The following is a 25,407-nucleotide window of genomic DNA, read 5'->3' as shown; positions in this document are numbered from 1 at the left end:
AAGGCTGGGATGAGGGCGTTTCCTACCGCACCACATCCCCAAGAGCTTCCTCAAGGTCATACCAACGGAACCCAAACCCGGACTCTTCAAGCCGCTTCGGCAGTGCTCGTTGCCCGCCTAACACCAGCACCGACGATTCACCCATCATCAGTCTGACCGCAGTAGCAGGCGCGCGCATAAACGCCGGGCGTTTCAGCACATGGCCGAGCGCGTGAGAGAATTGTTCGTTGCGAACCGGGTAGGGCGAAACCATATTGAACGGGCCGCGCAGGTCATTATCCAACAGCCAGAGAATGCCATTGACCATATCGTCGATATGAATCCAGGCCAGATATTGTCGGCCATCGCCCATCGGGCCACCCAGCCCTAAACGGAAAATCGGCAACAGTTTCGCCAGAATCCCCCCTTTGGGTGCCAGCACCACGCCAGTGCGTAGCAGGCAAACACGGGTTTGTTCGCTTTGTGCGCCGCAGGCGATTTGCTCCCAGCGGGCGCAAAGTTTATGGGTAAACTCATTGTGTGGCGGTTCATCTTCGTTAACCACCACTTCGCCGAGGTCGCCGTAATATCCTGCGGCAGAACCGGAGATAAACACCGCAGGCGGCGTCTGGCTGGCTTTGAACATCTCAACCAGGCGCTCGGTGATTTGCCAGCGGCTTTGGCATAAGCGCTGTTTTTGCGACTCCGTCCAGCGCTTATCGGCAATCGGTTCGCCTGCCAGATTGATTACCGCGTCAAAACCATCAAGATTGGCATGGTCGTTTAGCCCTTTCCAGAGCGTGACTTGGGGGGCAAATAACGCGCGAGCTTTGTCTGGGTTACGGGTCACGACGGTTATGCCGTGCCCCAGTTCCAACAAGCGCGGTATCAGGTGGCTGCCAATCAAGCCGGTTCCGCCGGTAATCAGTATCTGCATGCTTGTCTCCCGCTGTTTGCGGCTACTTTCGCCAGCTCATGGTCATCGAGACTGAATCGGCGTAACGCAGCGCGTGAAGTTTGTCTATTTCTACTTCAGCATAAGATACCCACGGATGGTCGCATGCGATATCGAGCACATCTTGAGTTAATTTTTCCAGCAGCGAGAAGCGATTATTCTCGACCAACTGGATGATTTGTTTGGTGATGGTGCGGTAATTCAGCGCATCGTTGATGTCTTCACTGGCGCGGGCTTTGTCTGCCGGATAGTGAATCGCGACGTTAACGACGATATCCTGACGGTTGGCAATTTCTTCTTCTTTGATGCCGATGAAAGTGCGCAGGCGTAAGTTTTTGATTCGAATAATCGCGTCTGGCTGTGTGGATGACATTGCAGGTTTCCTCCATGTTGTTATTTTCGCTCTTAGAATACATGAGGAAGAACATTGCGCCCATATCGGGCGCATAAGTGTTAACTTTTTTGCGCTTGTTCGTAAGCCCGCTCAGTTGCCGGGCGAGAACGAATACGTTCAAACCAGTTTTGCACCGCAGGGAAATTAGCCAGATTAATGCGCTGGCGCTCATGGGAAACCGTCCACGGGTAAGTGGCGATGTCAGCAATACTGTATTCGTTGCCGCCCAGCCACGGGGTTTTCTCAAGCTGCTTATTGAGAACACCATACAGACGCTGGGTTTCTACCTGATAACGCTCAATCGCGTAAGGAACGGGCTGCGGAGCAAAGTGGTTGAAGTGATGGTTCTGGCCGAGCATCGGGCCAAATCCGCCGACTTGCCAGAACAACCATTGCAGCGTGTGGGTGCGCTCGCGCAGATCCTTACTGAGTAATTCGTTGGTTTTTTCTGCCAGATAAAGCAAGATTTCGCCAGACTCAAACAAACTCAGCGGGCCGCCGCCATCGGCAGGGCTGTGGTCGATAATTGCCGGGATTTTATTGTTGGGGGAAATCGCCAAAAAGGCAGGCTGAAACTGATCTCCTTTGCCAATATCAATACGATGAAGGGTGTAGTCCAGACCCGTTTCTTCGAGAAAAAGCGTGATTTTGTGGCCGTTTGGCGTCGGTGCATAGTAAAGGTCAATCATGTTATGCCCATCCTGATGTCAGCATTTTTCGTAAACCTATGGAGTATAGACTTTTTGAAAAACTTGCCGGGTGGATGAGTTTTGTTCAAGTGACAGGCGTTAATTTCCGCTATATGTTCAATAACCTGGGTAAATGAATGATGGGAATACTATGAGCCAGCCAACAATAACACTGTGGTCCGACGCTAACTTTTTTAGTCCGTACGTGATGTCCGTTTATGTTGCTCTTAAAGAAAAAGGTCTGAGCTTTACTCTGCAAACGGTTGATTTGAACAGCGGGCAGCATCTGCAACCCGGCTGGAAAGGATATGATCTTACGCGCCGTGTTCCGGTGCTTGCGGTGGATGACTTTTTACTGACGGAATCTTCCGCCATTACCGAGTTTCTTGAAGATCGTTTCGCGCCTCCAACGTGGGAGCGTATTTATCCCCATGACCTCGAAAAACGCGCCCGTGCCCGCCAGATTCAGGCGTGGGTTCGCAGCGATTTAATGCCGATTCGCGAAGAACGCTCAACCGATGTGATTTTCGCTGGTGTGAAGAAACCGCCATTAAGCGAGAAAGGGCAAGCCGCGGCGCAAAAACTTATCACGACCGTCGAAAGCTTATTGCCAGACGGCCAGCAGAATCTTTTTGGTGAATGGTCGCTTGCGGATACCGATCTGGCACTGATGCTTAATCGCCTGATACTCAATGGCGATGAGGTTCCTGAACGCCTGCAAGAATATGCTGCATTCCAGTGGCAGCGCGCATCCGTGCAGCGTTTTCTGGCACTTTCCGCAAAGCATTCTGGCTGACAGTCCCCATAATTCGTTATGATAATTTTGCTTATCACTAACAGGAATGTGGTTTTATGAAGCTGATGTTTGCCTCGGATATTCACGGTTCGCTACCCGCAACCGATCAAGTGCTGGATCAATTTGAACGTAGCGGTGCTAAATGGCTGATATTGCTGGGTGACGTGTTAAATCACGGGCCACGTAACGCCTTACCGGCGGGTTACAACCCCGGTGCCGTGGCGGAGCGTTTTAACAGTATTGCGGATAAAATTATTGCCGTTCGCGGCAACTGCGACAGCGAAGTGGATCAGATGCTGCTACATTTTCCGATTACCTCTCCCTGGCAACAAATTTTGATGGATGAGCAGCGTTTATTTGTCACGCATGGCCATTTATATAACCCCGATAAATTGCCGCCGCTGGCAGAAAACGACGTGCTGGTTTTTGGCCACACTCATCTGCCTTTGGCAGAGAAGCAAGACTCGATTTATTTGTTTAATCCAGGCTCGGTGAGCATCCCAAAAGGTGGCTTTGAAGCGAGTTACGGCATGCTAAACGATGGTGTTCTGAGCGTTCACGCACTGAATAACGCAGGGGTTATTGCACAGGTAGAGATTACCCCGTAACTTACCGTTAGTTAAACCGATAACGCGCCAAAGAGCGCCCTGAATAAGGTTTCCCCAATGGCGGAACAGAGTCATTTTGTTGGCACGGAATGGGTAGACATTGTCAATGAAGACAATGAAGTCATCGCGCAGGCAAGCCGCGAGCAAATGCGTGCACAGCGCTTACGTCACCGCGCGACTTATATCGTGGTTCATGATGGTATGGGTAAAATTTTGGTACAGCGCCGTACCGAAACCAAAGATTTCATGCCGGGCATGTTAGACGCCACTGCCGGTGGTGTGGTTCAGGCTGATGAACAACTGTTGGACTCCGCACGTCGCGAAGCGGAAGAAGAGTTGGGCATCGCGGGAGTACCCTTTGCGGAGCACGGTCAGTTCTATTTTGAGGACACCAACTGCCGAGTATGGGGAAGCCTGTTCAGCTGCGTTTCACACGGCCCGTTTGCCTTACAGGAAGAAGAAGTCAGCGAAGTCTGCTGGATGTCTCCTGAGGAAATTACCGCGCGTTGTGACGACTTCACCCCTGATTCTTTGAAAGCCCTGGCTCTGTGGATGACCCGCAACGCGAAGAATGAATCCCAGCACGCTGCTGCGGCTGAATAATTTCTAAGCTCTTTCTTTCCGGGCACCCATAAAAAAAGGCCGCATTTCAATGCGGCCTTTTTGCTTCTCTAAAAGACTTAGTCTTGTTGAGAAGACTGAATCGCAGTCAGAGCGATGGTGTACACGATATCGTCTACCAGTGCGCCACGAGACAGGTCGTTGACAGGTTTACGCATACCTTGCAGCATTGGCCCGATAGAGATCAGGTCTGCTGAACGCTGTACCGCTTTGTAAGTGGTGTTACCGGTGTTCAGGTCTGGGAAGATGAACACGGTCGCACGACCTGCAACAGGGGAGTTAGGCGCTTTGGACTTCGCAACGTCAGCCATAACCGCGGCGTCATACTGCAACGGACCATCGATAATCAGGTCAGGACGTTTTTCCTGTGCCAGACGAGTCGCTTCACGTACTTTCTCAACGTCGCTACCCGCACCAGAAGTCCCGGTGGAGTAGGACAGCATCGCAACGCGTGGTTCGATACCGAATGCAGCAGCGGAATCCGCAGACTGGATTGCGATTTCTGCCAGTTGCTCAGCAGTTGGATCCGGGTTGATCGCGCAGTCGCCGTAAACATAAACCTGTTCTGGCAGCAGCATGAAGAACACAGAAGAAACCAGAGAGCTGCCTGGAGCGGTTTTGATCAGCTGCAACGGAGGACGAATGGTGTTCGCTGTGGTGTGAACCGCACCGGAAACCAGGCCGTCAACTTCGTCTTGCTCAAGCATCAAAGTACCCAGCACCACGTTGTCTTCCAGTTGCTCACGGGCAACGGCTTCGGTCATGCCTTTGCTCTTACGCAGCTCAACCAGACGCGCAACGTAGCTCTCGCGAACCACTTCTGGATCCACGATTTCGATACCGGCACTCAGCTCAACGCCTTGTGCAGCAGCAACACGGGTGATTTCATCCGGGTTACCCAACAGTACGCAAGTTGCGATACCACGTTCAGCACAGATAGACGCAGCTTTAACAGTACGCGGTTCTTCGCCTTCTGGCAGAACAACACGTTTACCGGCTTTACGCGCCAGCTCAGTCAACTGGTAACGGAATGCTGGAGGAGACAGACGACGGCTGCGCTCGGAAGTTGCAGTCAGGGATTCGATCCAGTTGGCATCAATGTGGCTTGCCACATATTCCTGCACTTTCTCGATACGCTGATGGTCGTCAGTTGGGACTTCCAGGTTGAAGCTTTGCAGGCTCAAAGAAGTCTGCCAGGTGTTGGTATCAACCATGAACAGCGGCAGGCCGGTGGCGAATGCACGCTCACACAGTTTGCTGACGCGTGGGTCCATTTCGTAACCACCGGTCAACAGAACCGCACCGATATCTACGCCGTTCATCGCGGCCAGGCACGCTGCAACCAGCACGTCTGGACGGTCTGCTGAAGTCACCAGCAGTGAACCTGGGCGGAAGTGTTCCAGCATGTGCGGAATGCTACGCGCGCAGAAGGTCACAGACTTCACGCGGCGGGTTTTGATGTCGCCTTCGTTGATGATGGTGGCGTTCAGGTGACGCGCCATATCAATCGCGCGAGTAGCGATCAGGTCGAAACTCCACGGCACACAACCCAGAACTGGCAGCGGGCTGTCAGCAAACAGTTCTTTAGGATCGATGTTTGCGATGCTCGCTTTAGTGGAGTCATCGAAAATTTCGGACAGGTCAGGGCGAGTGCGGCCCTGGTCATCAACTGGGGCATTCAGTTTGTTAATGATAACGCCAGTGATGTTGGTGTTTTTGCTGCCACCGAAGCTGCTACGAGCCAGTTCAATACGTTCTTTCATCTGCTCTGGGGAGTTGTTACCCAAAGACATCACGAAGACGATTTCAGCGTTCAGCGTTTTAGCGATTTCGTAGTTCAGAGACTGAGCAAACTGGTGTTTACGAGTCGGAACCAGACCTTCTACCAGAACCACTTCAGCATCTTTGCTGCTGGCGTGGAAGTTGGCGATGATCTCTTCCATCAGCACATCTTGTTGGTTGCTGGAAAGCAGCGACTCAACGTGGTGCATGTGCAGCGGCTCAGCAGTAGGGATGCTGGAGTTTGCACGAACGATGCTGGTGGTTTGATCTGGAGTATCGTCACCAGTGCGTGGTTGAGCGATAGGTTTGAAAACGCTTAGGCGAACGCCTTTTTGTTCCATAGCACGGATAACACCCAGGCTGACGCTAGTCAGGCCGACGCTAGTTCCGGTAGGAATCAACATAATTGTACGGGACACGGTATAACCTCTTTGTTGCACAAGCGGAGCTTGTGAGACTCAGAAAACAACACCGCCAGCGAAGGCTGGCGGTAAGGAGAATCAAGCGGTCAGGCGAGATGCATCCTGAGCGATAACCAGTTCTTCGTTGGTCGGAATGACCACCGCAGCACGGGTACCCTCTTTGTTGATGAAGCCTGATTTGCCAAAGCGTGCAGCCAGGTTGCGTTCGTGGTCAACTTCGAAGCCCAGAACACCCAGTTTGCCCAGAGACAGTTCACGTACCATTGCTGCGTTTTCACCGATACCACCAGTGAACACTACTGCGTCCAGACGACCTTCCATCAGCGCAGTGTAAGAGCCGATGTACTTAGCCAGACGGTGACAGAACACGTCCATAGCACGTTTAGCATCTTCTTTAGTGGTGTAGTTGTCTTCAACATAACGGCAGTCGCTGGTGACTTCAGTCAGACCCAACAGGCCAGATTCTTTAGTCAGCATTTTGTTGATGTCATCAACGCTCATGCCCAGGGAATCGTGCAGGTGGAAGATGATAGCTGGATCGATGTCACCAGAACGGGTGCCCATGACCAGGCCTTCCAGCGGAGTCAGACCCATAGAGGTGTCAACGCACTTGCCGTTACGGATGGCAGAAACAGAACCGCCGTTGCCCAGGTGGCAAGTGATGATGTTCACTTCTTCCACTGGCTTGTTCAGCATTTTCGCGGCTTCTTGAGTCACATAGTAGTGGCTGGTGCCGTGTGCGCCGTAGCGACGAACGCCGTGCTCTCTGTACAGTTTGTACGGCAGAGCATAGAGATAAGATTCTTCTGGCATGGTCTGGTGGAACGCGGTGTCAAACACAGCAACGTTTTTATCAGCCAGTTTAGGGAAAGATTTCAGCGCTTCAGCAATACCAATCAGGTGTGCCGGGTTATGCAGAGGTGCAAAAGAAGCGGTATCTTTGATACCCTGAATCACGGTCTCGTCGATAACAACGGAGCTGGTGTACTTCTCGCCGCCGTGAACAACACGGTGGCCGATAGCGGTCAGCTGCTCGGACAATTCAGGTTTTTGTGCCAGAATGGTATTAACCATAAAGTTAAGAGCTTCGCTGTGAGCGGCGCCTGCACCCAAAGCCGCTTCTTGTTTACCGCCATCCATTTTCCACTTGATACGTGCTTCTGGAAGATGGAAACATTCGGCTAAACCAGAGAGGTACTCGTCACCGTTAACAGCATCGATAATTGCGAATTTCAGTGAAGAGCTACCGCAGTTCAGAACCAGTACTAACTTACTCGACATGGAAGTACCTACTTTTAATTGTGGCTAAAAAAACGTCAGATAGTCTCTCAGCGTAGCGCATGATGAGCCTGACATTTATGATTAACGTCATGCCAGAAGTGTTTTTTTGGCACAACGAATAAATACTCTAGAGTTTACGCCATATTGCGTGTTTTCCTGGCAATGGCGGACTGAGCAAAAAATTGACAACCTGCGGTTTCCCTTCTACGGCCATCAAGGCCGGCACAGGATACCCGATTGCGATGGTTAAAGACAAAAGATTTTGAACCATGTAATTTAGAGTTGTTAAATTGCACAAAAATTTTATTTTTTATATGTGAAGTTGAGGTAACGTCATGTCGACACCCCTAAACAGCCACGCAAGCTGGTTCAGTATGTTCAGTCGCGGGCAGCAATATTCTAAGACCTGGCCTGTCGATAAACGCCTCGCGCCGATCTTCGTTGAAAACCGCGTCATCCGCGCCACGCGTTTCGCCATCCGCTTTATGCCTCCACTCGCTGTGTTTACGCTGACCTGGCAAATTGCCCTTGGTGGCCAACTTGGCCCCGCTGTCGCCACCGCGTTATTCGCCTGTAGCCTGCCGATGCAAGGTTTATGGTGGTTAGGTAAACGTTCCGTAACGCCATTGCCGCCATCCATTCTGAATTGGTTTTACGAAGTGCGCGGCAAATTACAGGAATCCGGGCAGGCGTTAGCGCCGATTGAAGGCAAGCCAGATTACCAGGCATTGGCCGAAGTTCTGAAACGTGCGTTTAAGCAGTTGGATAAAACTTTTCTTGATGATTTGTAAAATCCCTGCCGTTTCGCATATATAGAAAGGATTATTTTTCGTAGGGGCTAATCCACCCTGCGTAACAGGAGCTAAGAAATGGAAATGACTAACGCCCAGCGTCTGATTTTATCAAATCAGTACAAGATGATGACCATGCTCGATCCGGACAACGCCGAGCGTTATCGTCGCCTGCAAACAATCATCGAACGTGGCTACGGCTTGCAAATGCGCGAACTGGATCGTGATTTCGGTGAGCTTAAGGAAGAAACCTGCCGTACGGTTATCGACATTATGGAAATGTACCACGCGCTGCATGTTTCCTGGACGAACCTGAAAGACAAACAGCAAATTGACGAACGTCGAGTCACCTTCCTCGGCTTCGATGCGGCGACCGAAGCACGCTTCCTTGGTTATGTTCGTTTCATGGTGAACATCGAAGGCCGTTACGCACATTTTGATGCGGGTACACACGGCTTTAACGCTCAGACCCCAATGTGGGAAAAATACCAGCGAATGATGAGTGCGTGGCAGTCATGCCCGCGTCAGTATCATTTAAGTGCGAACGAGATCGCGCAAATTATTAATGCCTGAGGGGAGATGCGTAGTGAAGTGCAAAGGTTTCTTGTTTGATTTGGATGGGACTCTGGTTGATTCCCTGCCAGCAGTTGAGCGTGCATGGATTAACTGGGCAAAGCGTTTCGATATTTCGCCACAGGAAGTACTGGGCTTCATTCATGGCAAACAGGCGATAACTTCGCTGCGTCACTTTATGGCGGGTGCTTCTGAAGAAGAAATCCAACAGGAATTCTTGCGTCTCGAAAAAATCGAGTCAGAAGACACTGACGGTATCGTGGCTTTGCCGGGTGCCGTTGAGTTATTGGCTCATTTGAACGAAGCCGGTATTCCGTGGGCCATCGTCACGTCGGGTTCGCTGCCGGTAGCTTCTGCGCGCCGCGCGGCGGGTGGATTGCCCGCGCCAGAAGTACTGGTGACTGCGGAACGTGTAGCTCGTGGTAAACCTGAGCCGGATGCTTACCTGCTCGGCGCGCAGTTACTCGGGCTTGAGCCTGAAGAATGCGTGGTGGTGGAAGATGCGCCAGCGGGCGTGCTTTCTGGCCTTGCGGCGGGTTGCCATGTGATTGCAGTTAACGCTCCGGCTGACACGCCACGCCTTGAACATGTCGATTATGCGCTGCATTCGTTAACCGAATTGCTGGTGCAGAAGTTGCCTGATGGCACTGTTGAAGTGTTCAGAAAACACTAAACACATGATTTAGCCCCGCTCTTGCGGGGCTTTTTTATGGCATGATTTTTGGCCCAGAGACAACTTACAGGGACTTGTTTTGAACTCGGAACTCATTTGGGTTTTATCGCTGCTAGCGATAGCGGTGGTGTTGTTCGCCACTGGAAAAGTACGTATGGATGCGGTTGCACTTCTTGTCATCATTGCGTTTGTCCTCAGCGGCACGCTCACTCTTAGTGAAGCCTTTTCTGGCTTTAGCGATCCCAACGTTATCCTGATTGCCGCGCTGTTTATCATTGGCGATGGACTCGTGCGAACTGGCGTTGCCACCAAAATGGGCTCCTGGCTGGTGGACGTGGCGGGAAGTAGCGAAACCAAAATGCTGGTTTTGCTGATGTTAACCGTGGCGGGCCTGGGCGCGTTTATGAGCTCGACGGGCGTTGTCGCGATATTTATCCCCGTTGTTCTCAGTGTTTCTATGCGAATGAAAACCTCGCCCTCGCGCCTGATGATGCCGCTCAGTTTTGCCGGGCTGATCAGCGGCATGATGACGCTGGTCGCCACGCCGCCAAACCTGGTGGTGAACAGCGAACTGCTGCGCGAAGGTTTACAGGGTTTTCACTTCTTTAGCGTGACGCCAATCGGGCTGGTCATTTTACTGCTGGGTATCGGCTACATGCTGGTGATGCGTTTTGCGCTCAACGGGCAGAAAAAAGATGACGGCAAACAGGACTGGCGACGCCGTACTTTCCGCGACTTGATCAAAGATTACCGGCTGACGGGGCGCGCGCGCCGCCTGACGATTCGCCCGGGTTCGCCAATGGTGGGTCGTCGTCTTGATGATTTAAAGCTGCGTGAACGTTATGGCGCAAACGTCATTGGCCTTGAACGCTGGCGCAAATTCCGCCGCGTCATTGTTAATGTCACCGGCGTAACAGAATTTCGCGCCCGCGACGTTTTGCTGATTGATATGTCCGCCTCTGAAGTCGATTTACGCGAGTTTTGTAGCGAGCAGATGCTCGAGCCGATGGTGCTGCGCGGCGAGTATTTTTCCGACCAGGCGCTGGACGTCGGCATGGCGGAAGTGTCGCTGATCCCTGAGTCTGAGCTCATCGGGCAAACGCTGCGCGAAATCGGCTTTCGCACGCGCTACGGCCTGAATGTCGTCGGGTTGCGTCGCAACGGTGAAGCGATGGAAGGTTTGTTGGTCGATGAATTTTTGCAGCTTGGCGATATTCTGCTGGTGGTGGGCGACTGGAAACTGATTAGCCAGTTGCAGCTTAAAGGCCGCGATTTTCTGGTGCTGAATTTGCCGGTGGAAGAGGGCGAAGCCTCGCCTGCCCATAGCCAGGCCCCCCACGCGATTTTCTGCCTCGCATTAATGGTCGCCCTGATGCTGACCGATGAAATTCCCAATCCGATTGCCGCGATTATCGCCTGTTTGCTGATGGGTAAATTCCGCTGTATCGACATGGAGAGCGCGTATAAAGCGGTGCATTGGCCGAGCATTATCTTGATTGTCGGCATGATGCCATTTGCCCTTGCGCTGCAAAAAACCGGCGGGGTGAATTTGATTGTGGACGGATTGATGCGCATGGGCGGCGGCTACGGGCCGCATCTGATGTTGATTTGCCTGTTCGTTATGTGTGCCGCGATTGGGCTGTTTATCTCAAATACCGCGACTGCTGTTTTGATGGCTCCGATAGCGCTGGCGGCGGCAAAATCAATGGGCGTTTCGCCTTATCCATTTGCCATGATCGTTGCGCTCGCTGCCTCTGCCGCGTTTATGACGCCAGTATCTTCTCCGGTGAATACATTGGTTCTTGGGCCGGGGAATTATAAGTTCAGCGATTTTGTGAAGATGGGTGTGCCATTTACGGTGATTGTGATGGTGGTAAGTGTGGTGATGGTGCCGATGCTATTTCCGTTTTAACTAGCTAAAAACAACCCTCACCCCGGCCCTCTCCCTGATGGAGAGGGAGAAAACCGGAGAATTCCCACACCCCATGAGAGGGGGAAAACCGGATAATTCCCTCTCCTGGGGGAGAGGGTTAGGGTGAGGGCATATAACTATAATGGTGAATCCTGGCTAATCTCATCCAGCGACAACTGGAAACTTGGCACAAACACATTCATGAAGTAATCCATTTCTTCGCTGTGACGGTCAGCCAGCGTTTTCTCGAGGCGGCTTTTCGCCAGCAAAAACTCGTTATTCCCGGCAGACAACTCTTCCAGACATTTCAGATAGGCGCATAGCGCATCGGCCTGCTTCACGATGGCTCTTTCTTCATCGCTGCTCTGATGCTCATCAATCAGCGGCGCCCAGATATCGCGTAACTCTTCCGGCACCATATCAATCAATTTCTGCTGGGCAATTTTTTCGATGGCTTTGTATTCGTGGGCAATCTGCGAGTTAAAATATTTCACCGGCGTGGGCAAATCCCCGGTCAGCACTTCGCTGGCATCGTGATACATCGCCAACAGCGCAACGTGCTCGGCATTAATCTGCCCGTTAAATTTACGGTTTTTAATGACGGCCAAAGCGTGAGCGACCATCGCAACTTGCAAACTATGCTCCGAAACATTTTCGGTACGCACATTACGCATCAGCGGCCAACGATTGATTAATTTCAGACGTGAAAGGTGGGCGAAGAAATGGCTCTGGCTCATAGGTACACTCGGTGTCTACTGCAAAGAAAACCATTGTGCAGGGGGGCAGGGGAAGATGCAAACATCTCCCCCTGAAGGTTTACTGGTGGTAGTGTCCGAGGAAACGGCCAAACTTGTTGATAGCCATTTCCAGTTCATCAACGCGCGGTAAAGTCACGATGCGCACGTGATCCGGCCACGGCCAGTTAAACGCCGTACCCTGAACCAACAGCACTTTTTCTTGCAGCAAGAAATCCAGCACCATTTTTTGGTCGTCATGGATGTTGAAGCGTTTAGCATCGATTTTCGGGAACATGTACAGCGCGCCGCGTGGCTTCACACATGACACACCAGGAATATCGTTAATCAGTTCCCATGCACGATTACGTTGCTCATACAGACGCCCGCCAGGTGCAATAAATTCACTGATGCTCTGATAACCGCCCAGCGCCGTCTGAATTGCATGTTGCGCCGGAACATTGGCACACAGGCGCATGGAGGCCAGCATTTCCAGACCTTCAATATAACCTTTAGCGTGTTTTTTCGGCCCGTTCAAAACCATCCAGCCCTGACGGAAACCGGCAACACGGTAAGTTTTAGATAAACCGTTAAAAGTGACAGTCAGCAAATCCGGTGCCAGCGCAGCAATGGAGTGATGCTGGGCTTCGTCGTACAGAATCTTGTCGTAAATCTCATCAGCAAAAATAATCAAATTATGCTGACGCGCAATTTCGACGATTTCCAGCAGCAGCTCTTTAGAGTAGACCGCGCCGGTTGGGTTGTTCGGGTTAATAATCACAATACCGCGAGTGCGCGGGGTGATTTTAGCGCGAATATCGTCAAGATCCGGGAACCAATCGGAAGACTCATCACATAAGTAATGCACTGCTTTACCGCTGGAAAGTGATACCGCCGCCGTCCATAAAGGATAATCCGGAGCAGGAACCAGCATTTCGTCGCCGCTATTAAGCAAAGCTTGCATTGATTGCACGATGAGCTCGGAGACACCGTTACCGATGTAGATGTCCTCAACCGTAACATCCCGCATGTCACGTGCTTGATAATGCTGCATGATGGCTTTGCGTGCGGAGTAAAGTCCTTTTGAGTCGCAGTAACCTTGCGCGGTTGGCAGGTTACGAATCACATCGACAAGAATTTCATCCGGTGCATCGAAACCAAATGGCGCAGGGTTGCCAATATTCAGTTTGAGAACTTTATTCCCTTCTTCTTCAAGGCGCTTGGCCTCTTTGAGCACGGGGCCACGGATGTCATAACAGACGTTATCAAGTTTGCTGGATTTTTCGATAGGGGACATGAACCTGACCTTAAATGTTAGCGTCACTTCCTGCCGTGGAAGCGACCAGGCATCAATGTACTCCTGCCGCGCCCAGATTTGAAGGTGGGCGAAGCGGCTAACAGTAATTAATCTTTCGATTTCTGAGAAAGAGAGAACGCCAGGTGAATGGGATTTTTATGGTGTTATATTTTGTATAAAGAAGCATTTTCAATTTAAAATATAGATAATCAGTCGATTTTCAAGTTCATTCGCTACATCAATACGGGTAATCGTAGTCGGTGATGCTGTGTTAGTTGCGAATTAAATTGAGTAATAGTTAAGGAAAATTGAATATTCATGCTTAAGGTTAAAATGAATACATTAGTGCGAGTTAATAATATGTATAAAAAATAACAGATGATCTCATTAATATAACCAGTTAATAGATTTGAGTTTCTTCTCATTCATCTGCAATGAACTTGTCCATTTTTGGTAATAATCGGTTGAAGAATTAATTAAAAAAGAGAATGAGATCAGATAATTCGCAACAAAAGTTATGGGTAGGGAGGATTTGCGGTAAGATATCTAACAGTTTATGGTTAGTGTGACTTGTTGAATATTACGCAACTCTATGTTTTATTGTAGATTCGCATTTCGTCATTCTGCGCAATGAAATACTCAAGTTGGATAGTAATCTTACGAAGGTTTTCATCCGTCAAACACTCATAGATCTTGTGTGTTGAATAAATAAAACTCATTATTGAAGTGGATTTACAATAATTACTCAGTTTTAATTTAAGCGACTAGTACGTTAAGACGAATGTTTGTATGTTGGATACGTCAGTATAATATCTCCCGGAATACGCCAATCACATTAATGATTCGCGCCAGTCAGGGTGAGTGAAAATAAAAGTCAGAGCGACTGTCAGGATGACGGTGTAGCCCTACGGGGACGTTCTGTAAAAGGGAATTGCTTTATCTTTTTGATAAATCACAGCAATAAAACTAAGGCAGACTCGTAAGAGCAACCTACTAGTGAAAAAATTATGATTAACGCAAATCGTCCGATATTAAATCTCGACCTCGATCTGCTAAGGACTTTTGTTGCCGTAGCGGATCTCAATACGTTCGCAGCGGCAGCAGTTGCGGTTTGCCGGACTCAATCGGCAGTTAGCCAGCAGATGCAGCGCCTTGAACAGTTAGTAGGGAAAGAGCTTTTTGCACGCCATGGCCGTAATAAACTGCTGACAGAGCATGGAATTCAGCTTCTGGGCTACGCACGAAAAATTCTGCGTTTTAATGATGAAGCTTGTACTTCGCTGATGTTTAGCAATTTGCAAGGTGTGCTGACCATTGGTGCCTCTGATGAAACCGCAGATACCATTCTGCCATTCCTGCTTAATCGGATAAGTTCTGTTTATCCAAAGCTGGCGTTGGATGTGCGTGTTAAGCGCAATCCATTTATGGCTGAAATGCTAAACCAGCAGGAAGTCGATTTGGTGGTGACTACCTCGAAGCCTGCGCATTTTGAGTCTATTGTTTTACGGACTTCACCGACATTATGGTATTGCGCGGCAGATTATGTGTTCCAGAAAGGTGAAACGGTGCCTCTGGTAATGCTCGACGATCCTAGTCCTTACCGCGATATGATGCTGGAGCATTTGAATGCAGAGCGCATTCCATGGCGTATTGCCTATGTTGCTTCAACACTTTCAGCCGTTCGTGCTGCCGTTAAAGCCGGTTTGGGCGTGACAGCCCGCCCTGTAGAAATGATGAGCCCGGAATTGCGTGTGCTGGGTAGTGCAGATGGTTTACCCGCGATGCCAGAAACCCAGTATCTGCTGTGCCGTAATATGCATACGACCAATGATTTAGCGCAGGCTATTTTTAGTGCGCTGGAATCCAACCCTAATCCTTATCGCTATTTAGCTTCTTCAGATGAAGATGATGACACTGTGTTAATGGAACGCGATTTCGAGTAACACGTGAAGGGTAGTTGGTAACAAAATATGAAATTCGAAAACAGGTCACTGGGGGAGATTTTTCGCTCAGTGGCTCGTTTTTTAATCAGCGCAAGTTATGTTTATTGCTGTTTTGTAAAAACATGTTTTAAAACAAACCACTCCGTACCTCCCTCAACCTCTACCTTCTTCCCTATACCTACGAATCAACTCACGGTTAAATGTTAAAAAATAGGCCGCAATGTTGTTGGTTTTTGAGATGGATTAACAAAAGCGTGTCTCAGATCAAGAAAATACTCCCTATAGGGGGGATGAATAGTTGAGAATTCCTGCCAAAATAGAACAGTAGTTATTTTTTCCCACCTTAACGGACACGATTCACCTTCACTAATACCGAGTTAATCACTCGGCGGAACTAACGTTTAGGGCACTAAATGTTAATGAAAGTGGAGTCATGTAAATTAATGTGTGGATACTTTTGTTAAAGTTGACAAAAGGTTATAGAAAGGAGTAAAAAACCCCATCAATTTGCAGGAAAAGTTTTGATTCCGGCAGAAATTGTAAGGTTAATTGTTCCTCCCCATGAATCGATGTGGTGTTCATCTGCCAGCAAGAGCAGAGACTTTGGCGCCACTTTTGATGAGTAAGCAATGAGTATGTCAACATCCACTGAAGTTATCGCTCACCATTGGGCGTTCGCAGTTTTTCTTATTGTTGCCATAGGCCTGTGTTGCGTAATGCTTCTCGGGGCCTGGTTCCTTGGCGGGAGAGCTAAGGGTCGGCACAAAAACACTCCCTTCGAGTCAGGTATCGACTCAGTTGGTACAGCGCGCTTACGTCTATCCGCCAAGTTTTACCTGGTTGCTATGTTCTTCGTTATCTTCGACGTGGAAGCCTTGTATCTCTATGCGTGGTCAGTTTCCATCCGTGAAAGTGGATGGGTAGGCTTCGTCGAGGCCGCAATTTTCATTTTAGTGCTACTGGCAGGCCTGGTGTATCTGGTGCGTATTGGCGCGCTTGACTGGACACCTGCGCGTTCGCGCCGTGCCCAAATCAACCCGGAAACCGACAGTATCACTAACCGTCAGCAGTAACAGCGAGGCAATAAGATGGACTATACGCTCACCCGCATAGACCCCGACGGTGAGAACGACCGTTACCCCCTGCAAAAACAGGAGATCGTGACCGATCCTCTTGACCAAGAAATCAACCGTAGCGTGTACATGGGCAAGCTCGAACATGCCATGCACGATATGGTGAACTGGGGTCGTAAAAACTCAATTTGGCCTTATAACTTTGGCCTTTCTTGCTGCTACGTTGAGATGGTGACCTCGTTTACCGCCGTGCACGACGTGGCACGTTTTGGTGCCGAAGTATTGCGTGCTTCTCCGCGTCAGGCTGACCTGATGGTAATTGCAGGAACCTGCTTTACCAAAATGGCTCCGGTCATTCAGCGTCTGTATGACCAAATGCTCGAGCCAAAATGGGTTATTTCGATGGGTGCTTGCGCCAACTCCGGCGGCATGTACGACATCTATTCCGTGGTGCAGGGCGTGGATAAATTCCTGCCGGTTGATGTTTACATCCCAGGCTGCCCGCCGCGTCCGGAAGCTTACATGCAGGCTCTGATGCTGCTGCAAGAATCTATCGGTAAAGAACGTCGTCCGCTCTCGTGGGTAGTTGGCGATCAAGGTGTGTATCGCGCCAATATGCAATCCGAGCGCGAGCGTAAACGTGGTGAGCGTATTGCTGTCACCAACTTGCGCACACCAGACGAGATTTAATTTGCGCCTGTGGTCGGCGTGAGTTTACTTCGCATATCAATAATATTAGCGCGAAGCCGCTGACCAACAGTCACCACAGTACCATTTGCAATGGTGAGAATTATGACCGATTTAACTGCGCATGATGCCAACCAGCCAGCCTGGCAAACCCGTGACCATCTTGATGATCCGGTTATTGGCGAACTGCGTAACCGTTTTGGGCCGGATGCCTTTACCGTTCAGCCAACCCGCACTGGTGTTCCAGTGGCCTGGGTTAAGCGTGAACAATTACTGGAAGTTGTCGATTTCCTGAAAAGACTGCCAAAACCTTACGTCATGCTATTTGATTTGCATGGTATGGATGAGCGTCTTCGTACCCACCGCGACGGTTTACCGGCCGCGGATTTTTCCGTTTTCTACCACCTGATTTCTATCGACCGTAACCGCGACATCATGCTCAAGGTTGCGCTGTCCGAAAACGATCTCAACGTGCCAACGGTCACCAAACTGTTCCCGAACGCGAACTGGTATGAGCGCGAAACCTGGGAAATGTTTGGCATCACCTTTAATGGTCACCCGCACCTGACGCGTATCATGATGCCGCCAACGTGGGAAGGCCATCCGCTGCGTAAAGACTATCCGGCGCGTGCCACCGAGTTTGATCCGTTTGAATTGACCAAACAGAAAGAAGACCTCGAGATGGAAGCGCTGACCTTCAAGCCTGAAGATTGGGGCATGAAGCGCAGCAGCGAGCATGAAGATTTCATGTTCCTGAACCTCGGTCCAAACCACCCATCCGCGCACGGTGCATTCCGAATTGTTCTGCAACTCGACGGTGAAGAAATTGTCGATTGCGTACCGGACATCGGTTACCACCACCGTGGCGCTGAGAAAATGGGCGAGCGTCAGTCCTGGCACAGCTACATTCCGTACACCGACCGTATCGAGTACCTCGGCGGCTGCGTGAACGAAATGCCATACGTGCTGGCGGTTGAAAAACTGGCGGGTATCAAGGTTCCTGAACGCGTAGACGTGATTCGCGTCATGCTATCTGAACTGTTCCGTATCAACAGCCACTTGCTGTACATCTCCACGTTTATTCAGGACGTGGGCGCGATGACTCCGGTGTTCTTCGCCTTTACCGACCGTCAGAAAATCTATGACCTCGTCGAAGCGATTACCGGTTTCCGTATGCACCCAGCCTGGTTCCGTATCGGCGGTGTGGCGCACGACCTGCCAAACGGTTGGGAACGTCTGCTTAAAGAATTCCTCGACTGGATGCCGAAACGTCTGGATTCCTACGAGAAAGCGGCACTGCGCAACACCATCCTGAAAGGCCGTTCTCAGGGCGTTGCCGCTTACGGTAAGAAAGAAGCGCTGGAGTGGGGCACGACCGGTGCTGGCCTGCGTGCTACCGGTGTCGATTTCGATATCCGTAAAGCTCGCCCTTACTCTGGCTATGAAAACTTTGACTTCGAAATCCCGGTTGGCGGTGGCATCAGTGACTGCTACACCCGCGTGATGCTGAAAGTAGAAGAGCTTCGCCAGAGCTTGCGCATTCTTGATCAGTGCCTGAAAAACATGCCTGCTGGCCCGTTCAAAGCTGACCATCCGCTGACAACGCCGCCGCCGAAAGAGCGCACGCTGCAACATATCGAAACCCTGATCACTCACTTCCTGCAAGTTTCGTGGGGCCCGGTGATGCCGGCTAACGAATCCTTCCAGATGATTGAAGCGACGAAAGGGATTAACAGTTACTACCTGACCAGCGACGGCAGCACCATGAGCTACCGTACCCGTATTCGTACTCCGAGCTTTGCGCACTTGCAGCAAATCCCGGCAGCGATTCGTGGCAGCCTGGTCTCTGACCTGATTGTCTATCTGGGTAGTATCGATTTTGTAATGTCCGATGTGGATCGCTAACTATGCACGATAAACAACAACCCCAGGCAGAAGCCTTTGAGCTGAGTCAATTCGAGCGTGATGCGATTGAGCACGAAAAACATCATTACGAAGATGCTCGCGCAGCGTCTATCGAAGCGCTGAAAATCGTACAGAAACAGCGTGGCTGGGTGCCAGACGGCGCTATTTACGCCATCGCTGAGGTGCTGGGTATTCCGGCCAGTGACGTCGAAGGCGTTGCCACATTCTATAGCCAGATTTTCCGCCAGCCGGTTGGCCGCCACGTAATTCGCTACTGCGATAGCGTGGTTTGCCACATTACGGGCTACCAGGGCATTCAATCGGCTATCGAAGCAAAACTGAACATCAAACCGGGTCAAACCACGTTTGATGGTCGCTTTACCCTGCTGCCAACTTGCTGTCTGGGCAATTGCGACAAAGGGCCGACCATGATGATTGATGAGGACACTCACAGCTATCTGACGCCGGAAGCGATCCCTGATTTGCTGGAGCAGTACAAATGAAAACCATTATTCGTACTGCCGAAACTCATCCGCTGACCTGGCGGTTGCGTGATGACAAACAGCCGGTCTGGCTGGATGAATATCGCAGCAAAAACGGCTACGAAGGTGCACGTCTGGCGTTGACTGGCCTTGCACCAGATGAAGTCGTTAACCGTGTTAAAGACGCTGGCCTGAAAGGGCGCGGCGGTGCGGGCTTCTCCACCGGTTTGAAGTGGAGCCTGATGCCAAAAGACGAGTCCATGAACATCCGTTACCTGCTGTGTAACGCTGATGAAATGGAACCGGGCACTTATAAAGACCGTTTGCTGATGGAGCAACTGCCGCACCTTTTGGTGGAAGGCATGTTGATTTCTGCGTTTGCGCTCAAAGCGTATCGCGGCTACATCTTCCTGCGTGGCGAATACATCGAAGCGGCTGTACATCTGCGCCGCGCGATTGCTGAAGCTACCGAAGCGGGCCTGCTTGGCAAAAACATTCTCGGTTCTGGTTTTGATTTTGAACTGATCGTGCACACCGGTGCCGGGCGTTATATCTGCGGTGAAGAAACCGCGCTGATTAACTCCCTCGAAGGCCGCCGCGCGAACCCGCGTTCAAAACCACCATTTCCTGCATCAAGCGGTGTCTGGGGTAAACCGACCTGCGTTAACAACGTCGAAACGCTGTGTAACGTCCCGGCGATTCTGGCTGATGGCGTGGAGTGGTATCAGGGCATTTCTACCAGCAAAGATGCCGGTACTAAACTGATGGGCTTCTCCGGTCGTGTGAAAAACCCTGGCGTTTGGGAATTACCGTTCGGCACCACCGCACGTGAAATCCTCGAAGATTACGCGGGCGGTATGCGCGATGGCCTGAAATTCAAAGCCTGGCAGCCGGGTGGGGCAGGGACTGACTTCCTGACCGAATCACACCTTGATTTACCGATGGAATTTGAAAGCATCGGCAAAGCAGGCAGCCGTTTAGGCACCGCACTGGCGATGGCCGTAGACCACGAGATTGGTATGGTCCCGCTAGTTCGCAACCTGGAAGAGTTCTTTGCCCGTGAATCTTGCGGCTGGTGTACACCGTGCCGTGATGGTTTGCCGTGGAGCGTGAAAATTCTGCGTGCGCTGGAACGTGGCGAAGGCCAACCTGGGGATATCGAGACACTTGAGCAACTGTGTCGTTTCCTCGGTCCAGGTAAAACCTTCTGTGCGCATGCGCCAGGTGCGGTTGAGCCATTGCAGAGTGCGATTAAGTATTTCCGCGAAGAATTCGAAGCAGGCATTGCCAAACAAGATTTCGGTAACACCCGCGCGATTAGCGGTATTCAGCCGAACTTGTTAAAAGCACGCTGGTGATTTGACTCCCTCACCCCGGCCCTCTCCCCAAGGAGAGGGGGAAAAGCTGACGGTCCCCTCACCAAGGAGAGGGAAAACCTGAAGGTCCCCTCTCCCTCAGGGAGAGGGTTAGGGTGAGGGTGGTTTCGCACAAGAATTTTTGATTAATGCCTGGGATAACTCAGGCCAACTGGAAGCATGCTGACTATGGCTACGATTCATGTAGACGGCAAAGAATATGAGGTAAACGGGTCAGACAACCTGCTGCAAGCATGTTTGTCACTCGGCCTCGATATTCCTTATTTTTGCTGGCACCCGGCGCTAGGCAGCGTCGGTGCTTGCCGCCAGTGCGCGGTGAAGCAATATCAAAACGCAGAAGATCTTCGCGGCCGCCTGGTGATGTCTTGTATGACACCGGCCTCTGACGGCACATTCATCTCGATTGAAGATGGCGAAGCAAAAGAATTCCGTGAAAGCGTTGTGGAATGGTTAATGACTAACCACCCGCACGACTGCCCGGTTTGTGAAGAAGGCGGCAACTGCCACTTGCAGGATATGACGGTCATGACCGGTCATAGCTTCCGCCGTTATCGCTTCACTAAACGTACTCACCGTAATCAGGATCTCGGCCCGTTCATCTCTCACGAAATGAACCGCTGTATCGCCTGTTACCGCTGTGTGCGTTACTACAAAGACTACGCTGACGGCACCGATTTGGGTGTGTACGGCGCGCACGATAACGTCTACTTCGGTCGCCCGGAAGACGGTACGCTTGAGAGCGAATTCTCCGGTAACCTGGTAGAAGTCTGCCCGACCGGCGTGTTCACGGACAAAACGCACTCCGAGCGTTATAACCGTAAGTGGGACATGCAGTTCGCGCCAAGCATTTGCCAGCAGTGCAGCATCGGCTGTAACACCAGCCCAGGCGAGCGCTACGGCGAATTGCGTCGTATTGAAAACCGCTATAACGGCACCGTGAACCACTACTTCTTGTGTGACCGTGGCCGCTTCGGTTATGGCTACGTGAACCTGAAGGATCGTCCACGCCAGCCGGTCCAACGCCGTGGCGACGATCTGATCACACTGAACGCTGAACAAGCGATGCAGGGCGCGGCAGATATTCTGCGCCAGTCGAAGAAAGTGATCGGTATCGGCTCCCCACGCGCCAGCGTTGAAAGCAACTTCGCGCTGCGTGAACTGGTGGGTGCGGATAACTTCTACACTGGTATCGCAACCGGTGAGCAAGCACGTCTGCAACTGATGCTCAAAGTGCTGCAAGAAAGCGGCGTTCACACTCCGGCACTGCGTGAAATCGAATCTTACGATGCGGTTCTGGTGCTAGGCGAAGACATTACCCAGACCGGCGCGCGCGTTGCGCTGTCTGTGCGTCAGGCGGTGAAAGGTAAAGCACGTGAAATGGCAGCAGCACAGAAAGTGGCTGACTGGCAGATTGCGGCCATCCTGAACATCGGCCAGCACGCTAAACATCCGCTTTTTGTCACTAACATCGACAGCACTCGTCTGGACGACATCGCCGCATGGACTTACCGTGCGCCGGTTGAAGATCAGGCGCGTCTGGGCTTCGCGATTGCCAATGCGCTGGACAGCAATTCCCCAGCCGTTGAATTAGATCGTGACCTGAAAAACAAAGTCGACGTGATCGTTCAAGCTCTGGCGGGTGCGAAAAAACCATTGATCGTTTCCGGTACTAACGCCGGTAGCGAAGCGGTGATTCAGGCGGCTGCCAACGTGGCGAAAGCGCTGAAAGGCCGTGGTGCTGATGTCGGTATCACGATGGTGGCTCGCGCCGTTAACAGCGTTGGCCTCGGCCTGATTGGCGGCGGCTCGCTGGAAGAAGCGTTAAGTGAACTGGAAAGCGGTGCTGCCGATGCGGTAGTGGTGCTGGAAAACGATCTGCATCGCCATGCTTCCGCAGCGCGCGTTGACGCGGCACTTTCTAAAGCGCCGCTGGTGATGGTGATTGACCATCAGCGCAGTGCGATTATGGACAAAGCCCATCTGGTGCTGTCCACTGCAAGCTTCGCTGAAAGCGACGGTACGGTTATCAACAACGAAGGCCGCGCACAGCGTTTCTTCCAGGTTTATGACCCGGCGTATTACGACCATTCCGTTGTGATGCTTGAAAGCTGGCGCTGGTTGCACTCCCTGCACAGCACGGTTCAAAGCCGTGAAGTGGACTGGACGCAGCTTGACCATGTGATCGACGCGTGTGTGAAAGCGCTGCCACAACTGGCCGGAATTAAAGATGCGGCACCTGATGCCAGCTTCCGTATTCGTGGTCAGAAACTGTCGCGTTCTCCAATCCGCTCCAGTGGTCGTACGGCAATGCGTGCCAACATCAGCGTGCACGAACCGCGTCAGCCGCAGGATAAAGACACCATGTTCGCCTTCTCTATGGAAGGGAACAACAGCCCGTCGGCAAACCGTCAGCAAATTCCATTTGCATGGGCGCCAGGTTGGAACTCACCGCAGGCATGGAACAAATTCCAGGCTGAAGTGGGTGGCAAACTGCGTCACGGCGACCCTGGCGTGCGTCTGATTGAAGCCTCAGAAACGGGTATTGATTACTTCACCGAGGTGCCGGAAATCTTCCATGCCGAAGAAGGGAAATGGCGTATTGCGCCTTACTACCATCTGTTTGGCAGCGATGAAATGTCCCAGCGTTCACCCATCTTCCAGAGCCGCATGGCAGATCCGTACATCAAGCTCAATCCGGCAGACGCCGCAAAACTGGGCGTGAATGCAGGAAGCCTGATTTCGTTTAGTTACGAAGGCCAGACGTTGAGTCTGCCGCTGCAACTTTCCGAAGGTCTGGCAGCAGGGCAGGTCGGTTTACCGATGGGTATGCCTGGCATTGCTCCGGTACTGGCGGGTGCGCGTCTTGAAAATCTCCAGGAGGCTGGCCAATGAGTTGGTTAACACCGGATGTTATCGACATTCTGCTGAGCATTCTCAAAGCGGTCGTGATCCTGTTGGTCGTGGTGACTTGCGGCGCGTTCATGAGTTTTGGTGAGCGCCGTTTGCTGGGCCTGTTCCAGAACCGTTACGGGCCTAACCGTGTTGGCTGGGGCGGTTCGCTCCAGTTAGTCGCAGACATGATCAAGATGTTCTTTAAAGAAGACTGGACGCCGCGCTTTGCGGACCGCGTCATCTTTACCCTGGCACCGATGATTGCCTTCACCTCGATGCTGCTGGCCTTTGCGATTGTGCCAGTCAGCCCGAGCTGGGTGGTTGCCGACCTGAACATTGGTATCTTGTTCTTCCTGATGCTGGCGGGTCTGGCGGTTTACGCCGTGCTGTTCGCTGGCTGGTCAAGTAACAACAAATACTCACTGCTCGGCGCGATGCGTGCTTCGGCACAAACGCTGAGCTATGAAGTGTTCCTCGGTCTGTCGCTGATGGGCGTTGTGGCGCAAGCGGGTTCGTTCAATATGGGCGATATCGTCGATAACCAGGCGAACTTGTGGAACGTGATTCCGCAGTTCTTTGGCTTTATCACATTCGCTATCGCAGGCGTTGCGGTTTGTCACCGTCACCCGTTTGACCAACCGGAAGCAGAGCAAGAGCTGGCCGATGGTTATCACATCGAATATTCAGGCATGAAATTCGGCCTGTTCTTCGTTGGTGAATACATCGGTATCGTCACCGTTTCAGCGATGATCGTGACCCTGTTCTTTGGTGGCTGGCATGGCCCGTGGTTACCGCCGTTCATCTGGTTCGCACTGAAAACTGCGTTCTTCATGATGATGTTCATTTTGATTCGTGCTTCATTGCCTCGTCCGCGTTATGACCAGGTGATGTCCTTCGGCTGGAAAATTTGCCTGCCGTTGACACTGGTCAATCTGCTGGTGACCGCCGCGGTCATTCTGTATCAGGCACCATAAGGGGTGAAAAAACCATGACATTGAAAGAGTTAGCGGTTGGTTTCGGCACCCAGGTACGCAGTATCTGGATGATCGGTTTGCATGCGTTTGCCAAACGCGAAACGCAGATGTATCCGGAAGAGCCAGTCTATTTACCGCCGCGCTACCGTGGCCGCATCGTGTTAACGCGCGATCCGGACGGCTCCGAGCGCTGCGTAGCCTGTAACCTGTGTGCGGTAGCCTGCCCGGTGGCCTGTATCTCTTTGCAAAAAGCAGAAACAAAAGATGGCCGCTGGTATCCAGAATTCTTCCGCATTAACTTCTCGCGCTGCATCTTCTGTGGCCTGTGCGAAGAAGCGTGCCCAACCACGGCAATTCAGCTGACTCCAGACTTCGAGCTGGGTGAGTTTAAGCGCCAGGATTTGGTGTACGAAAAAGAGGACCTGTTGATCTCCGGTCCGGGCAAATACCCGGAATATAACTTCTACCGGATGGCAGGTATGGCAATCGACGGCAAAGATAAGGGCGAAGCGGAAAACGAAGCCAAGCCTATCGACGTCAAAGGCCTATTACCTTAAAGGAGCAAGGC

The 25,407-nt window shown here is 51.5% G+C and carries 23 protein-coding genes; 16 read left to right on the top strand and 7 right to left on the bottom strand.

Going from position 1 to position 25,407, the window contains the following annotated elements:
* Positions 1 to 22: 22 nt before the first annotated feature.
* The 3 genes from D6029_RS18805 to yfcG all read right to left on the bottom strand — a co-directional run bounded on the left by D6029_RS18805 (position 23) and on the right by yfcG (position 2,017).
* Positions 23 to 916, bottom strand: a complete 894-nt coding sequence (locus D6029_RS18805; RefSeq protein WP_120066241.1) for a TIGR01777 family oxidoreductase — start codon at positions 914 to 916, stop codon at positions 23 to 25.
* A 22-nt stretch (positions 917 to 938) separates the two neighbouring features.
* Positions 939 to 1,307 (bottom strand): dihydroneopterin triphosphate 2'-epimerase, encoded by a 369-nt coding sequence (folX, locus tag D6029_RS18800; protein ID WP_120066240.1) that lies wholly within the window; start codon positions 1,305 to 1,307, stop codon positions 939 to 941.
* Between the two features lie 80 nt (positions 1,308 to 1,387).
* Entirely contained in the window at positions 1,388 to 2,017 is a 630-nt protein-coding gene (yfcG, locus tag D6029_RS18795) for a GSH-dependent disulfide bond oxidoreductase (RefSeq protein ID WP_120066239.1), read from the bottom strand.
* A gap of 151 nt (positions 2,018 to 2,168) precedes the next feature.
* Between yfcG and yfcF the strand changes: the two genes are divergently transcribed.
* The 3 genes from yfcF to yfcD are packed head-to-tail and all read left to right on the top strand — an operon-like array spanning position 2,169 to position 4,024.
* Positions 2,169 to 2,813, top strand: coding sequence for a glutathione transferase (gene yfcF / locus D6029_RS18790; RefSeq protein WP_120066238.1), 645 nt, complete (start codon positions 2,169 to 2,171; stop codon positions 2,811 to 2,813).
* A gap of 56 nt (positions 2,814 to 2,869) precedes the next feature.
* Entirely contained in the window at positions 2,870 to 3,421 is a 552-nt protein-coding gene (gene yfcE, locus D6029_RS18785) for a phosphodiesterase (RefSeq protein ID WP_120066237.1), read from the top strand.
* Between the two features lie 57 nt (positions 3,422 to 3,478).
* The gene (gene yfcD, locus D6029_RS18780; RefSeq protein ID WP_120066236.1) at positions 3,479 to 4,024 is read left to right on the top strand and encodes an NUDIX hydrolase YfcD; all 546 of its coding nucleotides are present in this window, start codon (positions 3,479 to 3,481) and stop codon (positions 4,022 to 4,024) included.
* Positions 4,025 to 4,101: 77 nt separating this feature from the next.
* On the opposite strand, the gene pta is transcribed toward yfcD, so the two are convergent.
* Positions 4,102 to 6,243 (bottom strand): phosphate acetyltransferase, encoded by a 2,142-nt coding sequence (gene pta, locus D6029_RS18775; protein WP_120066235.1) that lies wholly within the window; start codon positions 6,241 to 6,243, stop codon positions 4,102 to 4,104.
* An 81-nt stretch (positions 6,244 to 6,324) separates the two neighbouring features.
* On the bottom strand, positions 6,325 to 7,527 hold the full coding sequence (gene ackA, locus D6029_RS18770; protein ID WP_120066234.1) for an acetate kinase: 1,203 nt from the start codon (positions 7,525 to 7,527) through the stop codon (positions 6,325 to 6,327).
* A gap of 335 nt (positions 7,528 to 7,862) precedes the next feature.
* Here ackA and yfbV point away from each other — a divergent pair, with 335 nt between their 5' ends.
* From yfbV to D6029_RS18750, 4 genes are all read left to right on the top strand, one after another.
* Positions 7,863 to 8,318, top strand: a complete 456-nt coding sequence (gene yfbV, locus D6029_RS18765) for a terminus macrodomain insulation protein YfbV (protein WP_120066233.1) — start codon at positions 7,863 to 7,865, stop codon at positions 8,316 to 8,318.
* Between the two features lie 78 nt (positions 8,319 to 8,396).
* A complete protein-coding gene (locus D6029_RS18760) occupies positions 8,397 to 8,891 on the top strand; it encodes a YfbU family protein (protein WP_120066232.1) in 495 nt (164 codons plus the stop codon).
* On the top strand, positions 8,884 to 9,564 hold the full coding sequence (locus tag D6029_RS18755; RefSeq protein ID WP_120066231.1) for a sugar phosphatase: 681 nt from the start codon (positions 8,884 to 8,886) through the stop codon (positions 9,562 to 9,564). The genes D6029_RS18760 and D6029_RS18755 overlap by 8 nt, the downstream gene beginning before the upstream one ends.
* 79 nt (positions 9,565 to 9,643) lie before the next feature.
* The gene (locus D6029_RS18750) at positions 9,644 to 11,476 is read left to right on the top strand and encodes an SLC13 family permease (RefSeq protein WP_120066230.1); all 1,833 of its coding nucleotides are present in this window, start codon (positions 9,644 to 9,646) and stop codon (positions 11,474 to 11,476) included.
* A gap of 137 nt (positions 11,477 to 11,613) precedes the next feature.
* On the opposite strand, the gene yfbR is transcribed toward D6029_RS18750, so the two are convergent.
* Together yfbR and alaA are read right to left on the bottom strand one after the other, a co-directional pair.
* A complete protein-coding gene (yfbR, locus tag D6029_RS18745; protein WP_120066229.1) occupies positions 11,614 to 12,213 on the bottom strand; it encodes a 5'-deoxynucleotidase in 600 nt (199 codons plus the stop codon).
* Between the two features lie 79 nt (positions 12,214 to 12,292).
* The gene (alaA, locus tag D6029_RS18740) at positions 12,293 to 13,507 is read right to left on the bottom strand and encodes an alanine transaminase AlaA (RefSeq protein ID WP_034497233.1); all 1,215 of its coding nucleotides are present in this window, start codon (positions 13,505 to 13,507) and stop codon (positions 12,293 to 12,295) included.
* A gap of 1,007 nt (positions 13,508 to 14,514) precedes the next feature.
* On the opposite strand from alaA, the gene lrhA reads away from it, so the two are divergent.
* From lrhA to nuoI, 9 genes are all read left to right on the top strand, one after another.
* Positions 14,515 to 15,450, top strand: a complete 936-nt coding sequence (gene lrhA, locus D6029_RS18735; RefSeq protein ID WP_120066228.1) for a transcriptional regulator LrhA — start codon at positions 14,515 to 14,517, stop codon at positions 15,448 to 15,450.
* A 629-nt stretch (positions 15,451 to 16,079) separates the two neighbouring features.
* Positions 16,080 to 16,523 carry an NADH-quinone oxidoreductase subunit NuoA gene (gene nuoA / locus D6029_RS18730; RefSeq protein WP_034497229.1) on the top strand — a complete coding sequence of 148 codons (444 nt, stop codon included), beginning with the start codon at positions 16,080 to 16,082 and terminating at the stop codon, positions 16,521 to 16,523.
* A 15-nt stretch (positions 16,524 to 16,538) separates the two neighbouring features.
* Complete coding sequence (gene nuoB / locus D6029_RS18725; protein WP_034458804.1) at positions 16,539 to 17,213, top strand: NADH-quinone oxidoreductase subunit NuoB; 675 nt, start codon at positions 16,539 to 16,541, stop codon at positions 17,211 to 17,213.
* Positions 17,214 to 17,303: 90 nt separating this feature from the next.
* On the top strand, positions 17,304 to 19,115 hold the full coding sequence (gene nuoC / locus D6029_RS18720; RefSeq protein WP_120066227.1) for an NADH-quinone oxidoreductase subunit C/D: 1,812 nt from the start codon (positions 17,304 to 17,306) through the stop codon (positions 19,113 to 19,115).
* 2 nt (positions 19,116 to 19,117) lie between these two features.
* Positions 19,118 to 19,618, top strand: a complete 501-nt coding sequence (gene nuoE, locus D6029_RS18715; RefSeq protein ID WP_120066226.1) for an NADH-quinone oxidoreductase subunit NuoE — start codon at positions 19,118 to 19,120, stop codon at positions 19,616 to 19,618.
* Positions 19,615 to 20,955: an NADH-quinone oxidoreductase subunit NuoF gene (gene nuoF, locus D6029_RS18710; protein WP_120066225.1), complete on the top strand. Its 1,341-nt coding sequence runs from the start codon at positions 19,615 to 19,617 to the stop codon at positions 20,953 to 20,955. Before nuoE ends, nuoF begins: the two co-directional genes overlap by 4 nt.
* 186 nt (positions 20,956 to 21,141) lie before the next feature.
* Positions 21,142 to 23,865, top strand: a complete 2,724-nt coding sequence (gene nuoG, locus D6029_RS18705; RefSeq protein WP_120066243.1) for an NADH-quinone oxidoreductase subunit NuoG — start codon at positions 21,142 to 21,144, stop codon at positions 23,863 to 23,865.
* Positions 23,862 to 24,839 (top strand): NADH-quinone oxidoreductase subunit NuoH, encoded by a 978-nt coding sequence (gene nuoH, locus D6029_RS18700; RefSeq protein WP_115627735.1) that lies wholly within the window; start codon positions 23,862 to 23,864, stop codon positions 24,837 to 24,839. Before nuoG ends, nuoH begins: the two co-directional genes overlap by 4 nt.
* Positions 24,840 to 24,853: 14 nt before the next feature.
* A complete protein-coding gene (gene nuoI, locus D6029_RS18695) occupies positions 24,854 to 25,396 on the top strand; it encodes an NADH-quinone oxidoreductase subunit NuoI (RefSeq protein WP_034458795.1) in 543 nt (180 codons plus the stop codon).
* Positions 25,397 to 25,407: the final 11 nt, after the last annotated feature.

Source organism: Buttiauxella izardii (assembly GCF_003601925.1).
Classification (GTDB): domain Bacteria; phylum Pseudomonadota; class Gammaproteobacteria; order Enterobacterales; family Enterobacteriaceae; genus Buttiauxella; species Buttiauxella izardii.
This window is presented reverse-complemented; position numbering and strand designations above follow the sequence as displayed.

Excerpts from the sequence above, each read along its gene's own strand:
- alaA (WP_034497233.1), bottom strand. The coding sequence starts at position 13,507 with ATGTCCCCTATCGAAAAATCCAGCAAACTTGATAACGTCTGTTATGAC.
- D6029_RS18760 (WP_120066232.1), top strand. The coding sequence starts at position 8,397 with ATGGAAATGACTAACGCCCAGCGTCTGATTTTATCAAATCAGTACAAG.
- nuoF (WP_120066225.1), top strand. The coding sequence starts at position 19,615 with ATGAAAACCATTATTCGTACTGCCGAAACTCATCCGCTGACCTGGCGG.
- D6029_RS18755 (WP_120066231.1), top strand. The coding sequence starts at position 8,884 with ATGCCTGAGGGGAGATGCGTAGTGAAGTGCAAAGGTTTCTTGTTTGAT.
- ackA (WP_120066234.1), bottom strand. The coding sequence starts at position 7,527 with ATGTCGAGTAAGTTAGTACTGGTTCTGAACTGCGGTAGCTCTTCACTG.
- yfbR (WP_120066229.1), bottom strand. The coding sequence starts at position 12,213 with ATGAGCCAGAGCCATTTCTTCGCCCACCTTTCACGTCTGAAATTAATC.
- nuoC (WP_120066227.1), top strand. The coding sequence starts at position 17,304 with ATGGTGAGAATTATGACCGATTTAACTGCGCATGATGCCAACCAGCCA.
- yfcF (WP_120066238.1), top strand. The coding sequence starts at position 2,169 with ATGAGCCAGCCAACAATAACACTGTGGTCCGACGCTAACTTTTTTAGT.
- yfcE (WP_120066237.1), top strand. The coding sequence starts at position 2,870 with ATGAAGCTGATGTTTGCCTCGGATATTCACGGTTCGCTACCCGCAACC.
- nuoA (WP_034497229.1), top strand. The coding sequence starts at position 16,080 with ATGAGTATGTCAACATCCACTGAAGTTATCGCTCACCATTGGGCGTTC.
- nuoH (WP_115627735.1), top strand. The coding sequence starts at position 23,862 with ATGAGTTGGTTAACACCGGATGTTATCGACATTCTGCTGAGCATTCTC.
- folX (WP_120066240.1), bottom strand. The coding sequence starts at position 1,307 with ATGTCATCCACACAGCCAGACGCGATTATTCGAATCAAAAACTTACGC.
- nuoI (WP_034458795.1), top strand. The coding sequence starts at position 24,854 with ATGACATTGAAAGAGTTAGCGGTTGGTTTCGGCACCCAGGTACGCAGT.
- yfcD (WP_120066236.1), top strand. The coding sequence starts at position 3,479 with ATGGCGGAACAGAGTCATTTTGTTGGCACGGAATGGGTAGACATTGTC.
- nuoB (WP_034458804.1), top strand. The coding sequence starts at position 16,539 with ATGGACTATACGCTCACCCGCATAGACCCCGACGGTGAGAACGACCGT.
- nuoG (WP_120066243.1), top strand. The coding sequence starts at position 21,142 with ATGGCTACGATTCATGTAGACGGCAAAGAATATGAGGTAAACGGGTCA.
- yfbV (WP_120066233.1), top strand. The coding sequence starts at position 7,863 with ATGTCGACACCCCTAAACAGCCACGCAAGCTGGTTCAGTATGTTCAGT.
- yfcG (WP_120066239.1), bottom strand. The coding sequence starts at position 2,017 with ATGATTGACCTTTACTATGCACCGACGCCAAACGGCCACAAAATCACG.
- lrhA (WP_120066228.1), top strand. The coding sequence starts at position 14,515 with ATGATTAACGCAAATCGTCCGATATTAAATCTCGACCTCGATCTGCTA.
- D6029_RS18805 (WP_120066241.1), bottom strand. The coding sequence starts at position 916 with ATGCAGATACTGATTACCGGCGGAACCGGCTTGATTGGCAGCCACCTG.
- nuoE (WP_120066226.1), top strand. The coding sequence starts at position 19,118 with ATGCACGATAAACAACAACCCCAGGCAGAAGCCTTTGAGCTGAGTCAA.